Origin of the sequence: Bradyrhizobium sp. HKCCYLRH3073, from assembly GCF_051167995.1 — a bacterium.
GTDB lineage: Bacteria > Pseudomonadota > Alphaproteobacteria > Rhizobiales > Xanthobacteraceae > Bradyrhizobium.
The window spans coordinates 35022-56708 of record NZ_JBNPUD010000012.1 but is presented as its reverse complement, the minus strand read 5'-3'; the positions used below and the strand labels follow the sequence as shown (position 1 = coordinate 56708).

Here is a 21687-nt window from a genome sequence, read left to right as displayed (position 1 = left end):
GAGCGACGGCGAACTCTGCTCTAGCGAAGGCGGAGGTCGCCACCGGCGCCGCGGCGTCGGCTCACCATCTGGCATGGCTTGGCGGCTCGCGGGAGAGAGCCGGGCGATCGCTTGAGGTCGCGGCGAGGTCGGCCATGACAAATTCGGTCCCGCTGCTCGCCTCCGATGATCGCGGCCTCTGCTCTCGTGGAGCGGCAAACCAAATCAGTGCTGCTGCCTGCAGCGCGAGGTTCACTCCGAAGGCAACCTGATAGGCGACGACAGGATAGTGCCCATTGGATTGCGGCCATTGGGCCAGCAAGACACCGATCCCGTACTGGGCCAGAAACCCCCACCCGAAATGCACCACGTTCAAGGCCCCGTTGGCGCGGCCAGCCAATTCCTTTGGGTAATAGTCCGAGATGATCGCAAAGCTGAGCACGGTGGCGGCGCCGACGATCGCGATGATCAGCCATGGCGCGATCGCCGGCAATGGCAGCCGCCATACCAGGGCCAGCTGCGCCGCCATGGAGAGCACTGCGATCAAAGCCAGCAAATGCTCTGGACCTACTCCCCTGCGTCGTGTCCAGTTGGCCAGCGCACCGAGCATCCACGCACCGACGCTGAGCATCAGGGCGGTCAGACACAGCGCTGTCACGACTTGGGCGCGGGTCATGCCCTCCACGTCGGCCAGCCACGCCGATGCCCATAAGCCCTGGAGCGACCACGCCGATCCGATGCAGGCACCGGATAGCGGCGCGACCCTCCAGAACCGGAGGTCGCGAAGAATGCTCCGCAAGCCACCTGCTTCCGACGCGGACGAGCCCTGCGTTTCGCGCTCCGGCACCAGGCAATAGATCAGGATCGCCGCTGCAGCTGTCGCGATCGCCAGAATGTCAAACAGGCCGCGCCATCCGGTCTTCACCAGGATCGCTTCGGCGGGCAGCGTCGCGCTGACAGCGCCAAGCGCCCCGAGCATGACCATGTACCCATTGACCAATGCCACCCGCTCGCGCGGAAACCACAGAACAATGGCCTTCAGGCCCGCCGTCAGAGCCGCAGCGACCCCGAGCCCGATCAGAGCGCGTGAGAGGAGCAGCGAGAGCGGCCCCGACGACCTTGCGAAGGCCTCCGCGCCAAAGGCCGCGACGACAAGAAGCGCGCTCTGAACCCGGCGCGGGCCATAGCGGTCGAGCATCATGCCGACCGGGATCTGGGCAGCCGCAAGGACCAGGAAGTAGGCCGCCGTGATCAGACCAAGATCGGCCGCGTTCAACCCGAGCTCTGAGGCAAGACTGGCAGAGACGAGTCCATTGATGGTGCGAAACAGATAGGACAGGAAATAGCCCATTGCGAAGGGCACAAACACCAGGGCGGCGAGCCGCCAGCCTGCGATCTCGGGATGGCCTTGGTCTCCGGCTTGGGTGCCCTTTCGGCCGAACGCATAGGCCGACAACGAACTGCCGTGATCTGCGTGCTCGCGGGATCGCTCAACGGCTTGATTGAGCCGGGAGGCGAAAGGGATCCTCGCCGCCCTCCCCGGCGGCAGGCACGCCCCAAGACACCTCGGCGATTGGAGGCTCGGCACGGCGAAGTTGAGCCGGAGATGGCTGGCTCACCTGACTGGCTCGCGCAGCGCCGTCGGGTCGCGTCTGTCGCTGCCTTTCCGACAAGTCACGCTGCAGCTGTTGGATCGCGCCAATCCGCATCGCCTGGTCGAAATCACGATCGCCGCCCCTTGCTGCGGCCGTGCTCTCCTGATCCGCCAGCGACGTCAACGCCAGATGGTATCGTGCATGAAGGGCGACCGTCTCATTGAGGGCCGCAATGTCGCGCTGAATCGTCTGCAGCTGCTGTTCCAGGCCCTGCAGGCGATCTTGCGCCGGCATCGGTCCGTCCAGCGGCTGGGCCAGAAAGCGTTCGAGCGCCTTTTCCACGACGATCGCGCGGTTCACGCATCTTTCCTCGGCCGCGCCGGCGAGGCGAGCGAGAATTTCGCTGGAGAGCTGGAAAGTGACTTTGTTCTTCATCGTTCGGACCTCATCTGGTCCGCCGATTAGGTCAGCTTCCCTGGCCTGGCACGCGCAAGATTCGATCGTTCGCAGCCCAGCGCGCGAAAAGAAACTCTGGCGTAGATTCCAAGCTCAGCCCCCCGCGCGCTGGAACGGTCCCGATCGACGCTTCCTCCGCGTCAGGAGCCGGGCTCGCTCGACGGCGGTCTGACGAAATCCTCCGGGATTTCGCGCAGGAAGCTCTGCCCCTTCTGCAGCCGGCGGCCGAGCGCCTCCACAAAGCCTTCGAAACGCTCGCGTCCCTTGACCTGCGCTGTGGCCTGCGCTTCGGATGGCAGCGGGGGCGTCACGGTCAGCCAGAAGCGAACGAACAATGCGTGCGTCTCGGCAAGGATGCCGACATCACGTTCGAGCCGCTGCATCTGCCGCGACAGCCTGTCGAGCCGGCGTGTGAGCGCCGCCTCGCGCCGATCAGCCGCATCCGGCGACAGGAACGACTGAACCGCCGCCTCGACGATGGCCGAGCGCGAAAGCTTCCTGCGATCGGCGAGCTCTACGATCTGCCGCAGCAGCTCCGGCGGGAAGTAGACATTCATTCGATCCCGCATTGGTCTGTCCTCACAAGCCCATGTCATCGCGCGGGTCGAGCGCAGCCTGACGCGCAATCCTCGTCGTGCTGGCATCGCGTAAGCCGACCAGCTGCGGCGTCCCATCATCGTCATCGAACACGACAGAAAACTCGTCCGTCGGATCTACGCTCGTGGTTTCGCTCGCGATCGCTTCGTGCGGCGGCAGCTCCGGCTCGCGTCGCAAGCCGCCATTGGCCTGCTCGTCCCTTGTCTCGGTGGGCACCGTCAGCCGGGATCCGGCGAGCACGGGCGTCAGGGGCGCAAGCGATGACCAGTCATCCGCACCCACAGACGCTCTGGTCCTGGCGATGTCCGGCGGCGGCAGGATGCGCGAGACCAGTCTCTCATCCTCGAAATATCGCACCTTCCTGGCGCGGATCGGTGGTGCGCCGGCGACCATCACGATCTCATCAGCCGCCGGCAATTGCATCACCTCGCCCGGCGTCAGGAGCGGACGCGGCGTCTCCTGGCGCGACACCATGAGGTGACCCAACCATGGCGCCAGGCGATGCCCGGCATAATTCTTCACGGCCCGCATTTCGGTTGCGGTGCCGAGCGCGTCCGAGACGCGCTTGGCGGTTCGCTCGTCGTTGGTCGCGAAGCTGACGCGGACGTGGCAGTTGTCCAGAATGGCATTGTTCTGCCCATAGGCCTTCTCGATCTGATTGAGCGATTGCGCAATCAGGAAGCTCTTGATGCCGTACCCAGCCATGAAGGCGAGAGCGGATTCGAAGAAGTCGAGCCGGCCTAACGCCGGAAACTCGTCCAGCATCATCAGGACGCGATGACGGCTCTGCTTTGCCTTGAGATCCTCGGTCAGACGCCGGCCGATCTGGTTCAGAACCAGACGAATGAGCGGCTTCGTACGTGAGATGTCGGATGGCGGCACGACGAGATACAGCGTCGCGGGCTCCTCCCCTGCAACCAGATCAGCAATGTGCCAATCACATCTCCCCGTGACAGCAGCCACCACCGGATCCCGGTAAAGACCGAGGAATGACATCGCGGTTGAAAGGACGCCCGAGCGCTCATTCTCGGATTTGTTCAGAAGCTCGCGCGCTGTCGATGCCACCACCGGGTGCGGCCCGGCTGCGCCCAGATGATGCGTCGCCATCATCGCCATCAACGTCGCCTCGATCGTGCGCCGGGGGTCGGAGAGGAACGCGGCAACGCCGGCCAAGGTCTTGTCGGGCTCGGCATAGAGAACGTGCAGGATGGCACCGACCAGAAGCGAATGGCTGGTCTTTTCCCAATGATTGCGCTTGTCGAGGGATCCCTCGGGGTCCACCAGCACGTCGGCGACATTCTGGACGTCACGCACCTCGGAGGGCCCTCGCCTGACCTCGAGCAGCGGATTGTAGGCTGAGGCACTCGGGTTGGTCGGGTCGAACAGAAATATGCGGCCGTGCCGCGCGCGGAATCCCGCCGTGAGCTGCCAGTTCTCGCCCTTGATGTCGTGAACGATGGCCGAGCCCGGCCATGTCAGAAGCGAAGGGACCACGAGACCGACGCCCTTGCCCGACCGCGTCGGCGCAAAGCAGAGCACATGCTCGGGTCCGTCATGGCGCAGGTAGCGCGTTCCCAAGCGTCCCAGGACCACGCCATCCGCACCGAGCAGCCCCGCCTTGCGCACCTCGCCCAGCTCGGCCCAGCGCGCGGACCCGTAGGTGGCTGCGGCTTTCGCCTCCCGTGATCGCCAGAGCGACATGCTGATCGCAACCGCGATGGACACGAGGCTGCCACCGACCGCGATAGCCGCACCTTCGGCAAAGATGGAGGGCGCATAGGCATCGTAGATGAACCACCACCAGAAGAACGTCGGTGGGAAGTAGATTGGCCAGCCGGCCAGCATGAACCACGGCATCCCCAATCGCGGTTGGAAGGCGAGTCGCCAGGCCGTCCACTCGGTCGCCGCCCAGATCGCGAGCAGGTTGATCAGCAAGACAGTGAGCAATTGGGTCCATTGGATTCGCGTCGCTGGCATGTGGTGTCTCCGACTGCTAAAGACCGAGATCGCGCTTGCGACCAAGCTGCCATTCGATGCCACCGGCTTTGCCGAGGCCCGTGACCTTCTGACCGAGGCGATGATCGATGTCGCGCGACCACGGGACGAGGTAGAAACCGAGACCATTGTCGATCATGGCGAAGCGGCCGGAGGCCAGGACAAGCCGCTGGCGGTAGATGCCCGCAATCTGTTGGCCGGGGTCGACCTTCAGCTGCGGCGCGCCGTTGGTCGCCGACAGCCGCGCGCCCACGGATTCAAGCTCCTGCCTGCGCAGCGTCTTCAGAAGATCGCGTTGCGGGACGATCTGCTGGCCATGTCTCTGCGCCAGTCCCCGGTCCGCGAGATACTCTGCCCGGCTGCGCAGCGCGCTCCTCACCTCCGCGCCAAATCCGCCGAGGGCCAGGGAGACAGGTTCACGCTCGACCAGCCGATGATCGAGCCAGGTCGCTCCCTCGGCCTTGATCTGATCGACCAGGGCCAGGTCCGAGCGCGTCGCCAGGACCAGGGTCGGCCGCGCCTCGTCCGCAGCGCCAAAGCGCCTGATCTCGACAATGCCGCCAAGCTGAGGCGCCTGCGCAAAGGCCTCGAGCCCGCGGAAGCGAACGTGGTGGGCGCGGCCGTCGATGCCATCGATCACGGCATAGGCTTCGCCGGTCAGCTCGTCGTGGAGTCCACGGTCGACCAACCGCCCCATGATCGATGATGAACCGTTGATCCCATCGATGACGTAGTCCGCAGCGCTCCGCTCCTCACCACGGCGAGCGAACGCCTGATGCATGGTCCTGATGATATCACCACGCGTGCCGAGCTCGCGAAGCTGTCGCTCTGCGCCAAGCTCGACCATCCACTCGTTGGGTCCGGCCGCCGCTGCCAGTCCCAGGCGCTCGAGATATTGCAGGCGCCCTCGCATCAGGCGGTGGACCTCGGGATCTGGACGGCCTGCCACGTGCTGACGGAGATCGATGGCACCCACCTCATCGGACGCCATGCGGATTTCACGATCGAGCCGTGTCCAGCGATCTGCCGTGATCTCTCGTTCGAGGACGTTGCGGATGTCATGCTCCGGCTTCGGACCGAGCTCGAGCGCCACCAGCTCCTCGGCCCGAGAGCGCAGGCCACGGGCGATATAGTCGCGGGCGATGACGAGATCAGCACCGGTCTCATCGACGCCACGGACGAGCAGATGAACGTGCGGATGGTCCGTATTCCAATGATCAACCGCGATCCACTCGAGACGCGTCGACAGATCAGCTTCCATCTGTCGCATCAGATCGCGCGTGAACGCTCTGAGGTCCACCATGTCGGCTGCATCCTCCGGCGAGACGATGAACCGGAAATGATGCCGGTCGTCGCTGCTCCGCGCCCCAAAGGCGGCCTCGTCGGCGTGATCAGCTCGCGCATCGAACATCCTTGCCGGCTCGCCGTCGCGGGTGACCCCCTCCCGCCTGAGATAGGTCAGATGCATCGCCAGCGGCGCCGACCGAAACGCGTGGCCCTTGTGCCTTGCGATGCGGGCCTTCACCGTGACGCGGCGGCCCGAGGCAAAGAGGCGCTCGCGACTGAAGCCGAGACGGCCGCGGCCGAAGGTCGAATGGGTGCGGGCCGGCCGGCGTCCGTCGATCACCGAGGGCAGTGTGACGTGCCCCGCGGCGTTCGCCGCGCGCAGGACGCGATTGATGAAGCTCCTGGCCTTCCTCTCACGCGCCTGGCGTATGCGCCCCGGGCGGATGCGGAATTCGCGCTCTCTGGTGCTCATGCGCGGCATCCCGCGGCAAGGATTGAGGCTATAGTGCCGAAGGCAGCATTGATGTTGTTGAGAAAGAGCATCAGCGCGACACGCGCTCCGACCGGACGGCACGGTTGAACGCGAGCCATGTCAATGGCTTGCTGATCAACAGGCGAGCCGCTTTTATCTTGCGATCGACCGTCGGCAGCTTGCGGCTGACTTTGGACCCTCGCCTCGGCTCTTGGTTTCACGCCCCGCGCCGGCGTGCCGGAAACAACAGCGAAGCAGCGGCGGCCGTGAGGACTGCGACGGACAATCATCATCGAGGCCGACGCATCGCACCGCACGACAACGTCACGAGGAACTCCGCTGCGGTCGGCTTTGTCATTCAAAGCCTCTCGTGCCAACCTCAATGACGACCGTTTCCGATCGCAGCGGCTGCTCATCAAAGTCGGCATGACGTTCGCAGGTCGTGCGCAGAATGCGTGCATCATCACGGCTGCCTCGTCCACACGGGAATGGCACGCCCGATGACGTCCGATGTCGCCGTCGGACCGAAATAGCGTCCATCCAGCGAACTATCCGATTGCCTGTTCATCAGAAAGAGCTCGTCCCCGCCGATGATGCGGCAGCCACGCCAATCCGGCAGCGGCCGGCCCCGTCTGTCGCTCTCTTGCGCGATGCCGACTTCGACTCCATCGATCAGGATGACATGCTCGCGACGACAAACGGCCTGGCCTGGAAGAGCAAGAATGCGCTTCAGCATCGGTACGCCCCTGGGCAGGTAGCCTTCATCCGCAAGCCATCCGGCCAACACGCCGTGGGGCAGGACAACGACGATCTCGTTGGTGACCCATTGCCGGACCGGCCGAACCAGATAGAGGCCGATCGGAACGCTGCCGGAGACATTCCAGATGAGCAGCGGACGCAACCTTGGTCGCCCGACCTCCGTCACGAGCCAAACCCCAGCGAGCATCGCGACGCCAATGGCAAGCCCTTTCGTCATGGCATGATCGTCCTTCGATGCAGCCAGGCCCGATGGCGCAAATCCGTGTAGGGACGCGGCGGTTGTCCGGCGGCCATGCGGTTCTGAACGTGCCACCAATGATCCGGTGCGACATCCGCCGGATCGATGCCGAGCGCCTCGATCGCGTCGATCTGCTTCAGCACCCGCTCGACCTTCGGCCAGCCAAACACCTGCAAAAGGATCGCTGCTCCCGGAGCGACGAAGGGCACGGTCGCACAGGCTTCTCCGGGGCCAACGGCCTGCAGAACGTTGATCCGCGACAGAACCGTGCCGTAGTCGTTCGACGACCAGCGCACGAAGGCAAAGATGCTTCCCGGCGTGAACGCGACCTCCCGGCGATACTGGTCGAGGCGGAGCTCCCGCACGGTTCGACCGAAGCGTATGCGGTTTTCGATCTTTCCCTGCAGCCATAGCAATTGGACACGCGTCAGCTCGCTCATTGGCAAACTCTGAGGTTGACGAAATCTGGACGGCTCTGCGGGCCGGGAATGAGGAACCCGGAGGCGTGTTGAGCGGTCTCCGCTGTCGACAGCAGGAGAAGCCAGCGTGCACCGGCGCCCCAAAGCGCGGGCCCGTTAGACAAAATCCGAAGGATTTTGCAGTTAGGTAAGTTAGAAGGCGGAAAGGACGCGCCAGAGCAAAGGCTTAGGGTCGATTTCGGTCCCCGATGGCACGATGATCCGGTCCTCGATGGCACGCGTCCTCCAGTCCCCGATAGCACGAGACAATTCACAGCTTGTCCCCTGCGGAGCTCGACGGGCGATGCCTGGCGAAACGCCTCGCGACCGGGTCAGTAACGGCGGCTGCGAAGTTCAGCCGTTCGGTGCCGTTTGGATCGCGGGTGAGGACCAGCTCGTAGCCCGGCAGGCGCTGGCGGCGGACGATTTCGCGAAGGTCGTAGGCGAAATGCTTCAGCGGCGAGAGGCTGCCGGACTTGGCATGCAGATAGCCGAGATCGAAGCTCCAACCGCCATCCTGATGACCGCCATGCTTGCGCACGAGCCGATAAAGCCAGCGCTCCAGCCCGCCTGTCAGCGCGAAATAAGCCCGATCGATCGTCAGCACGAGCGCATCGTCAATGACGCCCGAATAGAACCAGTCCGGCAGGATCAGCTGCAATCCGGACGGCCTGCCATGGGCATCCGCCGTCTCCTTCCACTCGTTGATCCAGGAGAAGCGGTGCCGCCGCCGCTCAGCCGGCTGACGAATCGAGGTGAGCACGGTCGTCGACTGCAGCCGATCGAGTCCTGCCTTCAGACGGTCGTAGTCACGCACGCCGGTGCCGCGACCGACAAACGTCAGGATCTCATACGGCGTGGCGGCCATCAGGCGCGACGTCTTCAGTCCGGCGTCGCGAGCCTCGACGATCTGTGACGCCGCCCAGATCAGAACATCCGCATCCCAGATCGTCGCCATGCCATGTTCGGCGACGGCCTCGACCCGAATGGCGACAGGCCCCGCGCGGAAGTCGATCGGCACGACTCGCTTGCTCTTGGCCAGTGAGAAGAACGGATAGGCCATCAGATCCTGCGCATCGCGCGGCGCCAGGTCGCCAGGCAGCGCGCGAAACAGATCGAGCTGATCGCGCTCGGATTTGCGCAAACCTCGCACGTTCAAGCCCGCCCAGCCCGCGACGCGCGACGCTCCTGCCCTGCATAGGGAATGAGACCTGGATGTCGCTTCGCCGGCAGAACGGTGCCCTGGCCAGGATCAGCCGTCGACGTCTTGGTACCGCGATCGGCCCAGGCCTTCAGATCGTCGAGCGCGTACACGACGCGGCCGCCGATCTTGCGATATAAGGGGCCGGTGCCGTAGGTGCGGTGCTTTTCCAGGGTGCGGCCGGACAGTCCAAGGTAACGCGCAGCTTCGGGTGTACGAAGAAAGCGCGGCGGGGGACCGGCTATCTGATCGGGCATCGAGCATCCTCCGGGACAGGTTCGCGCCCTCACGGGTCGTTCGGCGCGTCGACGGACATGATCGACGCGCAGGGGAGCCAGGGGGGATGCCGGAGATCGAGGGGCACGATTTCGGCACCCCCTCGCCTCAAGGAAGCGACTCGTCTTTGCCGCGGCGGGCACAGCCTCAGTGACAGCCCCTATCGGCCACGAGCCGTCTTTTCACCGGTGACTGGTGCGGCTGGGCATAGGAGGCCGATCGGTGGCATGCTGAATGCCGCGCTCAAGGGCAGTTCCGAAAATTCTTTGTTAGCGATCGCCCGCCCGCTGCCATTGGGCGAACTCGCAGACCACCGGCAGGATCAAGTGCGAGCGGCAGCCAGATGACGCCTCAGGCGCGGCCCAGGAACGCTCCGCGTGCGGCTTCCGCCCTGATCTCTTGTCCACGCCCTCAGTCGCCTGGAGAACGATCTGAGTGACGGCCAAGACCGTGGATCGCGGCGCATGCCGCAAGGCGGCTTCGAAGCTTGCTAAAGCTGCGCCGCATATTCGATCGCTTCTACCGCAACTTGAGTTCGGTTGCCTGATCTCGCAAGCCCGCTCAATCCATGCTCGCGACGGACCGCGGCTCGTTTCCAAGCCAAGCGGGACTGCCGTAGTCTCAGGAGCTCAGAGCTACGTCTGATCCGATCCGCGTAGCAAATGATGATAACCCTTCTCAGACATCCACCTCGCCCGCGCCAGATGGCTATCGAAGGCGCGGCGGGCACGCTGGGGTTCGTTGACCGGATCGATGTGCAAGACGAGGCGGGCAACCTCCTCCCAGTCCGCCCCCTCGGATGCTGCATCCAGAAGGCGGAGATAGGTCACAGCATGTTCTTCATCGTAGGCTGTCAGAACGGAATCAGTCGGCGCGAGGTCGGCGACAGTGGGATCGAGCGGCGGAATGGGCATTGGTCAGAACCTGTTCGGAGCGAACACAACCTGTCGACCTGAAAAAGCCGCACGGACCCCGTCGAGATCCGGGCCCGAGACCGCTTTCCAAACGTCTTCAGCTGTCGCTCCCGCATGAGAGAAAGATGTCCGTGTTGAAATGCCGGCAAAGCCGGAGCTGTTTGAGAAGACAATTCGACGCGTCTTTGCCGCCACCATGAAGCGCTTGCGTCTAATTCAAGGCGTTTTGCTGCAAGCGCTCGCTCACGCTTGGCTCGTAGCCTGCATTCGTGTAGCCGACGCAGGTCCAGATTTCATCCCGAGAATAGTACTCACGGCCGATGGTGCCAAAGCGCGCGGGACGCTCGCGTCGAATTCCCACACCACAGAGGACTGGCGATCGGTATCTGAGAACCGCAAACCCAAGTGCGAGTTCCGTGAGCGGCAGAATAGCCCGGATCTCTCGCCGCCGGGCAGGAATGCACACCGCCGTGCAATCCAAGCTATCGATCGAGCTCAAGACCAAGCGCTGCCATTCAGGTTCCCGAACCGCCCGGCCCAGAGATTGAGGACGGCGATGTAGTTGCACCCAAGGCGTAGCGGCTTTCCTTTCAGCCACCGGACTGGAATCAATGCGCCATGCCCATACTCACCCGTCGCCGCGATCCGCGCTCGCCAAACGAGACCTGGCGCATATGCTTCGGCGAAGCCGAGGCAGGAACGATCGCGGAGCGGCCAGAAGCCCCTCCGGTTCGCCCGTCTGGCAGGGTTCTGCGGCTTCTATCCAGGCAGTCATCCAGGCGAGCAACAACTCGGCCGCGCCGGCACCTATGAGCAGGCGCGCGACGCGTTCCAGGCCGCATGGAACGTCTTCCTATCGAATCGGTCACAGCAAGAATTTCGACGAATGGCGCCAGCATCAGGCCTTCGTCGCCTGGAAGGATCAGATGTGGGAGGCCGGATGTCCTCTGCCCACCCAGACCAAGTCAGGCCGCTCGCGCTGCTTCTGCGGCGCGATGATTGACCTGAAGACAAGTCCCGAGCACATCTCCACTCGTCAGATGCCAGCCGCGAGACCGCCTATTCCGGGATCATCATGATGATGAGCGATCTCTTGTCTGATTGCGAAATTCGGTGCAACCCTATCAGGATCCATTTTCGACCGATGAGTCTATATGCATACGTTGATCGAGCACTACCGATGCCGGTTGATTGGCTTGGATCTGGCCCACGTGTGGCGCGGCTACGGCTCGGCGATCTTTCTCGAGTTCGGCGAACTCCGGGAGCGGACACATAGAAACGGCGAACCACGTAGCCCAGGCGGGGCGAGTTTGGCGTCATGATCCAGTGGAGTTGGAGGATTGAACGGGGCAACTCTATCCTGTGCGGAAGTTCGAATGACGACTCCCTTTGGGAACCGATCTTCTTCGGCCTCAAGAATGCCAAGGCAATCGAACTTCAGCTGTTTGGACAGCTTGCCGAGATAGCGATCGGTCTTTCAAATGGGCATAGAATCGTTTCCTTCATGACCGCCGACGGAGATCCGCAATGGACGCTATTTGATCGGAGCTCTAAACCAGATCGCCGGCTCTGTGTCCGCGATGGGAAGGTACTGGAAGAAAGATCGACCTGACGCCCGCAAGGCCCGCTCTTGTCTACGAGGTCGGCTTGCTTGCCGTTCCCTGGCGATGGTTCGATGTCGAGCAGGCATTTACATGCTTGTCGATCAGAATGGTGAGCGTCAACGTCGCACTACTCAGGCAGCCCTACGGCCCGCAATGCAGCGCCAAGAACGTCCGCCAGCTCTGGTGCACAGTTCACGCCGGAAAACTGGCGGCTGTAGCGAAAGGTCGGATGAAGTTCGAGCACTCGCGCAGCAGCGACCCTCGCCTGCTCTAGTTGACCGAGTCTGACGAGCGCAGCAGCCAACTGCACATAGGTGATGCTGTGTGCTGGATTGGCCTGAACGGATTTGTAGGCAGCGCGACAAGCCTCCTGGTGGTGGCCCCGCAATAGATAACTCATCGCCTGCGCATCGAAGGCGGCGAAAGCCCATGGATCGAACGGACTAAGCCGCATGCCCTGCTCGCTCCACTCGATGGCCCGCTCTGCCTCTCCGCTCCATCCGAGAATCACGCTACCGAGAATGTAGGTCAGCGCCGATGACGGACTGATGGCAAGCGCGGCTTCGAAGGCGGCGAAAGCAGCGCCTCGATCATGCCCATCCATGCCGATCGAAAATCCTGCAAGCGTCAGCGCTGTCGCATCATCCTGACCGTGGAGGATCGCGGAACGAGCATGGCGTATTGAGGCGGCACGATTTGTTTCTTGCAGGCCGGCACGTAGGAAGAGGCAATGGTGGCACATTGCCGCGTTACCGTATGCCAGTGCGTACGCAGGATCGAGTTCGATTGCACGTTCGAGCGGCACGAGCGCACGCGTCACCCGCTCGGGCATCCCGGAATCGACGTCCAACTGGGCCCGCAATACGAGGTCATAGGCATCGAGGTTCTCGGGACGCTTGCGCTTCACTCGATCAATTTCGGCACGCCGCACACTCGGTGCGATCGCCCCAACAACCGACAGCGCGATCTCGTCTTGCAGCGCGAAAATATCGATGAAGCGGCGGTCGTAGCGCTCGGACCACAGATGCGCGCCGGTCGATGCGTCGATCATCTGAGCGGTCACGCGCAAGCTGCCGCCGGCCCTCCGCACGCTGCCTTCGAGCACATAGCGCACGCCGAGCTCGCGCCCAACCCGCTCGATGTCGACTGCTTGCCCCCGATAGGTGAAGCTTGAATTACGAGCGACCACGAACAGCGATTTGATGCGCGACAAACCGCTGATGATGTCGTCGACCATGCCATCTGCGAAATATCCCTGTTCGGGGTCGCCGCTCAGGTTCGAAAATGGAAGCACGGCCACGGATGCCTTCTCGGGCGGCACGAGCGCCGGACCTATCTGCCCACCGCGCGGGTCGCTGCGTGTGACCGCGGGACCGATATAGCGATAGCCACGGCGCGGTAGCGTTTCGATCCAGCTCTCGGCGTCCGCCGCCTCGGCCAACACCCGGCGTAGGGCCGCGATCTGAACCGTGAGGTTGTTGTCGGCAACCGCTCGTCCGCCCCAGCCGGCTTCGATCAGCGCATCCTTGGACACAGGCGCGCCCGCCAGGTCGAGCAGCAGCCGCAGCAGCGCGACGGAGCGCTGCCCGAGCATGATCGGCTCGCTTCCATACGAGAGGATGCCAGCCTCCGGATCGAGGCGGAACGGACCGAATTTGTAGACGTCGTCGCTCACTGCCATGCGAAGCTTTTAGCAAATTTTTGGCAGCTGTTTCACGACTCCGGGGCAGACCCGGCAGATTGTCGCGGCGGTTGCCGGCGCAAGGGCGCGGCCCGCGGAGGGAGCACAAATGAGCGCGAAACCAGTCATCCGCATGGTCGGCGAGACCAAGGGCGTCATGTTGCGTGGCCATCCGATGGTATTCCTCGTCACCGGCGAGGATACAAAACACACGAGCATGTTTGACTGGACAATCCCGGCGGGGTTCGCCACCGGGCTGCATGTTCACCGAGTGCAGGAGGAGACCTTCTACTTGCTTGAAGGTGAATGCGAGTGGCATGCCGGTGAAAATACCATCCGTGCAACGCCGGGAACCTATCTGTTCATCCCTCCGGGCGTACCGCACAATATCACCAATGTGAGCGACAAACCGGCCCGGGTGCTGATGACCGTCTCTCCGCCTGGTCACGAGCGCTATTTCGAAGAGCTTGCGAAGCTCACTGCTCACGGCGCCCCCGATCCGAAGGCGCTTTCCGAGCTGCGAGACCGCTACGATACCGACCAGTTATCGACGCTGACAACACGAACCTAAACCTGGTCCTGCGGCGCAATGGCCGCTTGTGCCTCGATACGGACCCGTAGGGTATGGCCAGGGCGTCCGATCCCGGATTTCAAGCGCAATTGAGTGGTGCGAGAGCAGGAAGGTCGCTCTGCCCCATCGCGGAATTGAGGACCGGAAGCTGGGTGCTATGAGCAGACCCAGCCGAATGACTACTAGCAGCTTCGCTCAGAGGTTCCGCGTTCCTAGCGAGGCTCATCGTTTTTTCTCCGCATTTGTCTCCGACGGGCTCTGAAGGATAGCGCAGCGGTTCGATCCATGTTGTCTCAGGCCTGCTCGTCTTCGGATTGATTGTCGCCCTCATCGAGCCTTTTCATGCTTTCAAGAATCTTCAGCAGATAGTGCAGAGCGTGCACCGTATCGTTGACGGAAAAATCCGCCAGCACGTGATCGTAATAGGTATGAATCTTCGGCAGCGCGAGCGTCTGCCAGACATGGCGCCCGGTCTCCGTCATCGTGACGAGCCTTGATCTACGGTCGCGCTCGTCCTGAGCGATTGTCACGTGTCCGTCGCGCTCCATACGGCCGACGAGTCCCGCGAGGTTCTGTCGGCTGACCATGAGGTACTCGGCAAGGTCGCCGATGCTCATCCCGCTCTGCGCCTTGGGGCGGGACAGCGCGCCCAGCACGGCCCATTGCTGGGTCGTCAGCCCCTCCTCCTGCACGGCCCTCGACCCCGTTTTATGCAACATATTAGCACATTGATAGAGCCTAAAAAACAATCGGTTAGCCAGCTGAATCTTGGTGTCTTGAGATTTTTCGCCTGAAAGCACAGGGTTTTCCATCATTGCTCCACTTGCATCCTCGGTCATCGCATGCTATTTAAGACAATATGTTGCATAAATAGTCACTGCTCAAGCGAAGATCGCTCAAAAAGGCGACTCCGGCAATTTCGACAGGGAGGATGCGAGGATGGCACGTTTCGACGGCAGGACGGTCATCGTGACCGGCGGCGGCGGTGGAATCGGGGGCGCGACATGCCGCCGGTTTGCGGCCGAAGGCGCAAGGGTCGCCGTGTTCGATCTCAACCCGGAAGCCGCCGAAACGGTCGCGGCCGGCATTCGCGGCGCTGGACAGACCGCCGAGGCCTTTCGCTGCGACATCACCGACCGCGCGAGCGTCGATGCCGCGCTCGCTGCCGCCGAGGCAAAGCTCGGCCCGATCGATGTCCTCGTCAACAATGCAGGCTGGGATATCTTCAAGCCGTTCACCAAGACCGAGCCGAAGGACTGGGAGCGCCTGATCGCGATCAATCTGACCGGCGCTCTGCACATGCACCATGCCGTCCTGCCCGGCATGGCGGCCCGCCGGTCCGGCCGGATCGTGAATATTGCATCGGACGCTGCGCGCGTCGGCTCGTCGGGCGAGGCGGTCTATGCCGCGTGCAAGGGCGGGCTCGTCGCGTTTTCCAAGACGATCGCGCGCGAGCACTCCCGCCACAACATCACGGTGAACGTGGTGTGCCCGGGACCGACGGATACGGCTCTGTTCGCCGACTACAAGCGGGGCGCAGGCAATCCGGAGAAGCTGGTCGAGGCCTTCACGCGCTCGATCCCGCTCGGCCGCATTGGCCAGCCGGATGATCTTCCCGGCGCCATTCTTTTCTTCGCCAGCGATGACGCTGCATTCGTGACCGGACAGGTGCTCAGCGTGTCCGGCGGACTGACAATGAACGGCTGAACAGGAAAAGACGGGAGGAATACCATGCAGTTTCAGGATCTGATCTATGAGGTCCGCAACGGCGTCGCCTGGATCATCATCAACCGTCCGGACAAGATGAACGCCTTTCGCGGCACGACCTGCGACGAGCTGATCAAGGCTCTCTACAAGGCAGGGTACGACAAGGATGTCGGCTGCATCGTGCTCGCCGGCGCCGGCGACCGCGCCTTCTGCACCGGCGGAGACCAATCGGCGCACGACGGCAACTACGACGGGCGCGGCACGATCGGCCTGCCGATGGAGGAGTTGCATACGGCCATTCGTGACGTTCCCAAGCCTGTCATCGCCCGCGTGCAGGGTTTTGCGATCGGTGGCGGCAATGTGCTGGCGACGATCTGCGACATGACCATCTGCTCGGAGAAGGCCATCTTCGGCCAGGTCGGTCCCAAGATGGGCTCTGTGGATCCTGGTTACGGCACCGCCTTCCTCGCCCGCGTCGTCGGCGAGAAGAAGGCGCGAGAGATCTGGTACATGTGCCGGCGCTATTCCGGCAAGGAAGCCGAGGCGATGGGCCTTGCAAACCTCTGCGTGCCGCACGACGAGTTGGACCGGACGGTGCAGGCCTGGGGCGAGGAGCTCTGTGAACGCAGCCCGACCGCTATCACCATCGCCAAGCGCTCCTTCAACATGGACACCGCCCACCAGGCCGGCATCGCCGGCATGGGGATGTATGCCCTGAAGCTCTATTACGACACCGAAGAATCCCGCGAAGGCGTGAAGGCGCTCACCGAGAAGCGGAAGCCGGAATTCCGGAAGTTCGTGAAGTAGCAGCACAGGCGGCATCGCTGCTGGCGATGCCGTGCCGTCTGCCCTTCGGAGACGTCTCCGAGGGGCAGCCATGCGAACGTGACCAGATCCGGGAGGACGTGCCGATGAATCCGTATCTCGACGAAGACCTCGTTGCGCTTGGCGACCAGGCGCGCCGCTTCGCGACAGACAGGCTGGTTCCGGGATTTCAGGAGCGCGACCGCACCCGCGTTCTCGATCGCGGCCTGATGAAGGAGATGGGCACGATGGGTTTCATCGCCCCCGAACTGCCCGAGCAATATGGCGGCCTCGGCATGGCGACCCTCGCGGCCGGCGTCATCCACGAGGAGATTGCCCGCGCCGACCTCTCGATGTCCTACATCAATCTGTTGGCCTCGCTGAACGGACAGATCCTGTCACAGCACGGCAAGCCAGAGATCGTGACACCCTGGCTCACGCGCCTCATGGCCGGCGAGGCCCTGTTCGCGATTGCGCTCACCGAGCCGCGCGGCGGATCCGACGCGGCCAATCTGCGGCTGCGGATCGAGCGCGATGGTGACGACTACATCGTCAATGGCGAGAAGACCTCGATCTCGGCTGCGGACCAGGCCGATGCGGCCGTCGTATTCGGACGGACCGGCACGGTCGAAGCCGGCGCACATGGCATCACCGCGTTGCTGATCCCGCTCGACCTGCCCGGAATCACGCGCTCGCGGTTCGACTGTCATGGCCAGCGCGCCATCGGACGCGGGTCGCTGTTCTTCGAGAACGTGCGTGTACCCGGCGCGCATCGCCTCGGCGACGAGAACAAAGGCTTCGTGCAGGTCATGCAGGGGTTCGACTTCTCGCGCGCGCTGATCGGACTGCAGGTGCTGGCGGTGGCGCGCGCGGCGCTCGACGAAACCTGGCAGTATGTCGCGCAGCGGCAGGCGTTCGGCAAGACCTTGTCGGCCTTCCAAGGCGTCTCGCATCCCCTCGCCGATTTCGATACGCAGGTCGAGGCTGCACGACTGCTCTGCCTGCAAGCGTTGTGGCTGAAGGACAAGGGCCTCCCCCACAGCGCCGAGGCGGCGATGTGCAAATGGTGGGCGCCGAAACTCGCCTACGACGTGATCCATCAATGCCTGCTGATGCACGGCCATGGCGGCTACGACCGTGGCGTGATGGAGCAGCGGTTGCGCGACGTCCTCGGCTTCCAGATCGGTGACGGCACGGCGCAGATCATGAAAACGATCATCGCACGCGCGCGCGCGGGACGCTCGGCCGTGCCTGCCTGACATCAAACAACGAACGAACGGGAGGGGAAGCCATGGAATTCGATGCCGTCTTGCTCGGGCCGCGCCGCGCGGCCAGCATTGCCAATGGCCACTGGCACGACCGAACCATCAACGACGATCTTGACGCCTGTCTGGCGACGTGCCCGGACAAGATCGCTTTGACCGCAGTCCGCCTCGACACCGACACCGACACCGTGCGTCGCTTCACCTATCGCGAGATGGCAGCGCTGGCGGACCGGATGGCGATCGGGTTGTCGCGCCTCGGCGTCGGCCGCAACGACGTCGTTGCCATGCAGCTTCCCAACTGGTGGCAGTTCACGCTGCTCTACCTTGCCTGCAGCCGGATCGGCGCCGTCATCAACCCGCTGATGCCGATCTTCCGGGAGCGCGAGCTCTCCTTCATGCTTCGGCACGGCGAAGCCAAGGTGATGATCGTCCCTAAGGCGTTCCGCAACTTCGACCATGAGGCGATGCTGAGGGGCCTCATGCCCGAGCTTCCGTCGCTTACGCGCCTCGTCGTCATCGGCGGCGGCGGTGCCGACGATTTCGACGCGCTGCTGACGTTGCCGGAATGGGAGACGGCGACGGATGCGAAGGCCATCCTCGGCTCGGCCCGCCCCGGCCCGGACGACATCACGCAGCTCATCTATACGTCGGGAACGACGGGCGAGCCGAAAGGCGTGATGCACAGCGCGAACACGCTGATGGCCAACATCATTCCCTATGCCCAGCGCCTGAAGCTCGGCGCCGACGACGTGGTCCTGATGGCCTCCCCGATGGCCCATCAGACCGGCTTCATGTACGGCCTGATGATGCCGATCATGCTGAAGGCCAGCGCCGTCCTGCAGGATGTCTGGGAGCCGAACCGGGCGGTGGACCTGATCCGCGCCGAGAAGGCGACCTTCACGATGGCATCCACGCCGTTCCTGACGGATCTGACCCGCACCGTGACCGAGACCGGCAAGCCGGTGCCCTCTCTCAGGAGCTTCCTGTGCGCGGGGGCGCCGATCCCAGGTCCGCTGGCCGAGCAGGCCCAGGCGGGCCTCGGCGCCAAGATCGTCTCGGCCTGGGGCATGACGGAGAATGGCGCGGTCACGCTGATCAACCTGGATGACGACGACAAGCTCGCCTCGACCACCGATGGCTGCCCTCTCCCCGGCGTCGAGCTGAAGGTGGTGGATGCCGACGGCAAGCCGCTGCCGCCGCGACAGTCCGGCAAGCTCCTCGTGCGCGCCTGCTCGAACTTCGGCGGCTACCTCAAGCGGCCGCAGTGGAACGGCACCGACGCCGAAGGCTGGTTCGATACCGGAGACCTGGCCTACATCACGCCCGCCGGCTACATCCGGATCAGCGGACGCTCGAAGGACGTCATCATTCGTGGCGGAGAAAACATTCCCGTCGTCGAGCTCGAGGCGCTGCTCTACAAACATCCCGCAGTCGCACAGGTCGCGATCGTAGCCTATCCCGACGAGCGCCTCGGCGAGCGGGCATGCGCCGTCATCGTACCCAAGGCCGGACAGACCATCGAGTTCCCCGGGATGGTCGAATTTCTCAAATCGCACAAGCTCGCGATCCAGTACATTCCAGAGAAGCTCATCGTGCGCGACGCGATGCCGTCGACGCCGTCGGGCAAGATCCAGAAATTCAGGCTGCGCGACATGCTGAAGGCCGGCGAGCTCTAGGCTCGCTCACGCGCCCCGCGCGTCCCGGCTGCACTTCTCGAATCTGTCAATCGAAACGCGCCGGCGGCGCGATGGAGAACGCGCGTGCAAGACGAAGTCATACTAATCGAACGCAACGGACGTGTCGGACTCGTCACGCTCAACCGTCCGAAGGTGATGAATGCGCTGAACGACGAGCTGATGGACAGGCTCGGCGCAGCGTTGCTGGATCTCGACGCCGATAACGCGATAGGCGCCATCGTGATCGCGGGGTCGGCAACGGCATTCGCAGCTGGCGCCGACATCGCAGCAATGGCGGACTGGGGCTACAGCGACGTCTACAATTCCAACTTCATCACGCGCAACTGGGAAACCATTCGCCGGGTGCGCAAGCCCGTCATTGCCGCCGTCGCCGGGCTGGCGCTCGGCGGCGGATGTGAGCTCGCGCTGGCCTGCGACATCATCGTCGCGGGCCGCAGCGCCAAATTCGGGCTGCCGGAGATCAAGCTCGGTCTCCTGCCCGGCGCGGGCGGCACGCAACGGCTTCCTCGCGCCATCGGCAAGGCGAAGGCCATGGACATGTGCCTGTCGGCCCGCACCCTCGACGCCGACGAAGCCGATCGCTACGGCCTGGTCGCCCGCGTCGTCGACGACGAACGGCTTCGCGAGGAGACCATGCGGCTCGCGTCGACCATCGCCTCGTTCTCCGCGCCAGCGCTGATGGCGCTCAAGGAATGCGTGAACCGCGCCTTCGAGCAGCCGCTGAGCGAAGGGACGCTCTTCGAACGTCGCGAACTCCACGCCCGCTTTGCAACTGCGGATGCGCGCGAAGGCATGAAGGCTTTCCTGGACAAGCGCAAGCCCGTCTTCGTCCACCGCTAGCTTTGGGCCATGTGATCCCTTCCATTCCATTCGACAGGAGCGCTCGATGTCCATGACGGCCCGCCAGATCTTCCAGTTTGACGATCCTCTTTCCCTCGACGGGCAGATCACCGATGAGGAGCGCGCCGTCCGCGACACCGCGCATGCCTATTGCCAGGAGCAGCTGCTGCCGCAGGTGCTGGACGCCTTCCGCCATGAGACGACCGACCCCCGTCTTTTCAGAAGCATGGGCGAGCTCGGGCTGCTCGGACCGACGACCCCATCGCAGTATGGCGGCGCGGGCCTGAACTACGTCTGCTACGGGCTGATTGCGCGCGAGGTCGAGCGGGTCGATTCAGGCTATCGATCGATGATGAGCGTTCAATCCTCGCTGGTCATGGTTCCGATCTGCGAGTTCGGCACCGAGGCGACCCGGCAAAAATATCTTCCCAAGCTCGCGTCCGGTGAATGGATCGGCTGCTTCGGCCTGACCGAGCCGAACCACGGCTCTGATCCGGGCGGCATGATCACGCGGGCGCGCAAGGTGGCCGGTGGCTACAGCCTGTCCGGCGCGAAGATGTGGATCACCAACAGTCCGATCGCCGACGTGTTCGTGGTCTGGGCAAAGGACGATGACGGCGCCATTCGCGGCTTCGTTCTGGAGAAGGGCTGGAAGGGCCTCAGCGCGCCGGCCATTCACGGCAAGGTCGGGCTGCGCACCTCGATTACCGGCGAGATCGTGCTCGATGACGTCTTCTGTCCCGAGGAGAACGCCTTTCCCGAGGTGCGCGGTCTCAAGGGACCGTTCACCTGTCTCAACAGCGCGCGCTACGGCATCGCCTGGGGAGCGCTCGGCGCTGCCGAGGACTGCTATCTGCGCGCCCGGCAATATGTGATGGACCGCAAGCAATTCGGCCGCGCGATCGCGGCGAACCAGCTGGTCCAGAAGAAGCTCACGGACATGCTGACGGAGATCACCATCGGGCTCCAGGGCTGCCTGCGACTCGGCCGTCTCAAGGACGAGGGGGCCGCCCCCGTAGAGATCACGTCGATCATGAAGCGCAATTCCTGCGGCAAGGCGCTCGAGATCGCCAGGACCGCACGCGACATGATGGGGGGCAACGGCATCAGCGACGAGTTCGGTGTCGCCCGCCATCTCGTCAATCTCGAGGTCGTCAATACCTACGAGGGAACGCACGACATTCACGCGCTTATCGTCGGGCGCGCGATCACGGGCATCGCTGCATTCAACTGAACGCCTCCGAGGCGCTGGCCCCAGTCAGATCAACCAACAACCAAATTGCAGGAGGAA

The 21687-nt window shown here is 63.6% G+C and carries 20 protein-coding genes; 8 read left to right on the top strand and 12 right to left on the bottom strand.

The window, feature by feature from the left end:
* Positions 1 to 61 precede the first annotated feature (61 nt).
* The 10 genes from ACQR1X_RS25040 to ACQR1X_RS24995 all read right to left on the bottom strand — a co-directional run bounded on the left by ACQR1X_RS25040 (position 62) and on the right by ACQR1X_RS24995 (position 10227).
* Positions 62 to 1435, bottom strand: coding sequence for an MFS transporter (locus tag ACQR1X_RS25040; RefSeq protein ID WP_434899790.1), 1374 nt, complete (start codon positions 1433 to 1435; stop codon positions 62 to 64).
* A 34-nt stretch (positions 1436 to 1469) separates the two neighbouring features.
* Positions 1470 to 2009, bottom strand: a complete 540-nt coding sequence (locus ACQR1X_RS25035; protein WP_434899789.1) for a hypothetical protein — start codon at positions 2007 to 2009, stop codon at positions 1470 to 1472.
* A gap of 161 nt (positions 2010 to 2170) precedes the next feature.
* Positions 2171 to 2599: a CopG family transcriptional regulator gene (locus ACQR1X_RS25030; RefSeq protein ID WP_315716450.1), complete on the bottom strand. Its 429-nt coding sequence runs from the start codon at positions 2597 to 2599 to the stop codon at positions 2171 to 2173.
* A 10-nt stretch (positions 2600 to 2609) separates the two neighbouring features.
* Positions 2610 to 4604 (bottom strand): conjugal transfer protein TraG, encoded by a 1995-nt coding sequence (locus tag ACQR1X_RS25025; protein WP_434899866.1) that lies wholly within the window; start codon positions 4602 to 4604, stop codon positions 2610 to 2612.
* 16 nt (positions 4605 to 4620) lie between these two features.
* Positions 4621 to 6381 (bottom strand): relaxase/mobilization nuclease domain-containing protein, encoded by a 1761-nt coding sequence (locus ACQR1X_RS25020; RefSeq protein WP_434899788.1) that lies wholly within the window; start codon positions 6379 to 6381, stop codon positions 4621 to 4623.
* A gap of 463 nt (positions 6382 to 6844) precedes the next feature.
* Positions 6845 to 7357, bottom strand: a complete 513-nt coding sequence (locus tag ACQR1X_RS25015) for a S26 family signal peptidase (RefSeq protein ID WP_434899787.1) — start codon at positions 7355 to 7357, stop codon at positions 6845 to 6847.
* Positions 7354 to 7818, bottom strand: a complete 465-nt coding sequence (locus tag ACQR1X_RS25010) for a DUF2840 domain-containing protein (RefSeq protein ID WP_434899786.1) — start codon at positions 7816 to 7818, stop codon at positions 7354 to 7356. Before ACQR1X_RS25010 ends, ACQR1X_RS25015 begins: the two co-directional genes overlap by 4 nt.
* A 289-nt stretch (positions 7819 to 8107) precedes the next feature.
* The gene (locus tag ACQR1X_RS25005; protein ID WP_434899785.1) at positions 8108 to 8989 is read right to left on the bottom strand and encodes a replication initiator protein A; all 882 of its coding nucleotides are present in this window, start codon (positions 8987 to 8989) and stop codon (positions 8108 to 8110) included.
* A 2-nt stretch (positions 8990 to 8991) separates the two neighbouring features.
* Positions 8992 to 9294, bottom strand: coding sequence for a helix-turn-helix transcriptional regulator (locus tag ACQR1X_RS25000; protein WP_015664043.1), 303 nt, complete (start codon positions 9292 to 9294; stop codon positions 8992 to 8994).
* 654 nt (positions 9295 to 9948) lie between these two features.
* Positions 9949 to 10227, bottom strand: a complete 279-nt coding sequence (locus ACQR1X_RS24995) for a DNA -binding domain-containing protein (RefSeq protein WP_434899784.1) — start codon at positions 10225 to 10227, stop codon at positions 9949 to 9951.
* Positions 10228 to 11545: 1318 nt separating this feature from the next.
* Here ACQR1X_RS24995 and ACQR1X_RS24990 point away from each other — a divergent pair.
* Positions 11546 to 11839 (top strand): hypothetical protein, encoded by a 294-nt coding sequence (locus tag ACQR1X_RS24990; RefSeq protein WP_434899783.1) that lies wholly within the window; start codon positions 11546 to 11548, stop codon positions 11837 to 11839.
* Between the two features lie 119 nt (positions 11840 to 11958).
* Here the strand turns inward: ACQR1X_RS24990 and ACQR1X_RS24985 are convergent, their stop codons facing one another.
* Entirely contained in the window at positions 11959 to 13512 is a 1554-nt protein-coding gene (locus tag ACQR1X_RS24985) for a winged helix-turn-helix domain-containing tetratricopeptide repeat protein (protein WP_434899782.1), read from the bottom strand.
* A gap of 109 nt (positions 13513 to 13621) precedes the next feature.
* Between ACQR1X_RS24985 and ACQR1X_RS24980 the strand changes: the two genes are divergently transcribed.
* Positions 13622 to 14083, top strand: coding sequence for a cupin domain-containing protein (locus ACQR1X_RS24980; protein ID WP_434899781.1), 462 nt, complete (start codon positions 13622 to 13624; stop codon positions 14081 to 14083).
* 293 nt (positions 14084 to 14376) lie between these two features.
* Here the strand turns inward: ACQR1X_RS24980 and ACQR1X_RS24975 are convergent, their stop codons facing one another.
* Positions 14377 to 14898: a MarR family winged helix-turn-helix transcriptional regulator gene (locus tag ACQR1X_RS24975; protein WP_434899865.1), complete on the bottom strand. Its 522-nt coding sequence runs from the start codon at positions 14896 to 14898 to the stop codon at positions 14377 to 14379.
* A 124-nt stretch (positions 14899 to 15022) separates the two neighbouring features.
* On the opposite strand from ACQR1X_RS24975, the gene badH reads away from it, so the two are divergent.
* From badH to ACQR1X_RS24945, 6 genes are all read left to right on the top strand, one after another.
* Complete coding sequence (gene badH / locus ACQR1X_RS24970) at positions 15023 to 15790, top strand: 2-hydroxycyclohexanecarboxyl-CoA dehydrogenase (protein ID WP_434899780.1); 768 nt, start codon at positions 15023 to 15025, stop codon at positions 15788 to 15790.
* A gap of 24 nt (positions 15791 to 15814) precedes the next feature.
* Complete coding sequence (gene badI / locus ACQR1X_RS24965; RefSeq protein WP_434899779.1) at positions 15815 to 16597, top strand: 2-ketocyclohexanecarboxyl-CoA hydrolase; 783 nt, start codon at positions 15815 to 15817, stop codon at positions 16595 to 16597.
* Between the two features lie 104 nt (positions 16598 to 16701).
* Entirely contained in the window at positions 16702 to 17853 is a 1152-nt protein-coding gene (aliB, locus tag ACQR1X_RS24960) for a cyclohexanecarboxyl-CoA dehydrogenase (protein ID WP_315801464.1), read from the top strand.
* Positions 17854 to 17885: 32 nt separating this feature from the next.
* Positions 17886 to 19535: a cyclohexanecarboxylate-CoA ligase gene (gene aliA / locus ACQR1X_RS24955; protein ID WP_434899778.1), complete on the top strand. Its 1650-nt coding sequence runs from the start codon at positions 17886 to 17888 to the stop codon at positions 19533 to 19535.
* A gap of 84 nt (positions 19536 to 19619) precedes the next feature.
* Positions 19620 to 20396 carry an enoyl-CoA hydratase gene (locus ACQR1X_RS24950; RefSeq protein WP_315801466.1) on the top strand — a complete coding sequence of 259 codons (777 nt, stop codon included), beginning with the start codon at positions 19620 to 19622 and terminating at the stop codon, positions 20394 to 20396.
* 52 nt (positions 20397 to 20448) lie between these two features.
* On the top strand, positions 20449 to 21630 hold the full coding sequence (locus ACQR1X_RS24945; protein WP_434899864.1) for an acyl-CoA dehydrogenase: 1182 nt from the start codon (positions 20449 to 20451) through the stop codon (positions 21628 to 21630).
* Positions 21631 to 21687 lie beyond the last annotated feature (57 nt).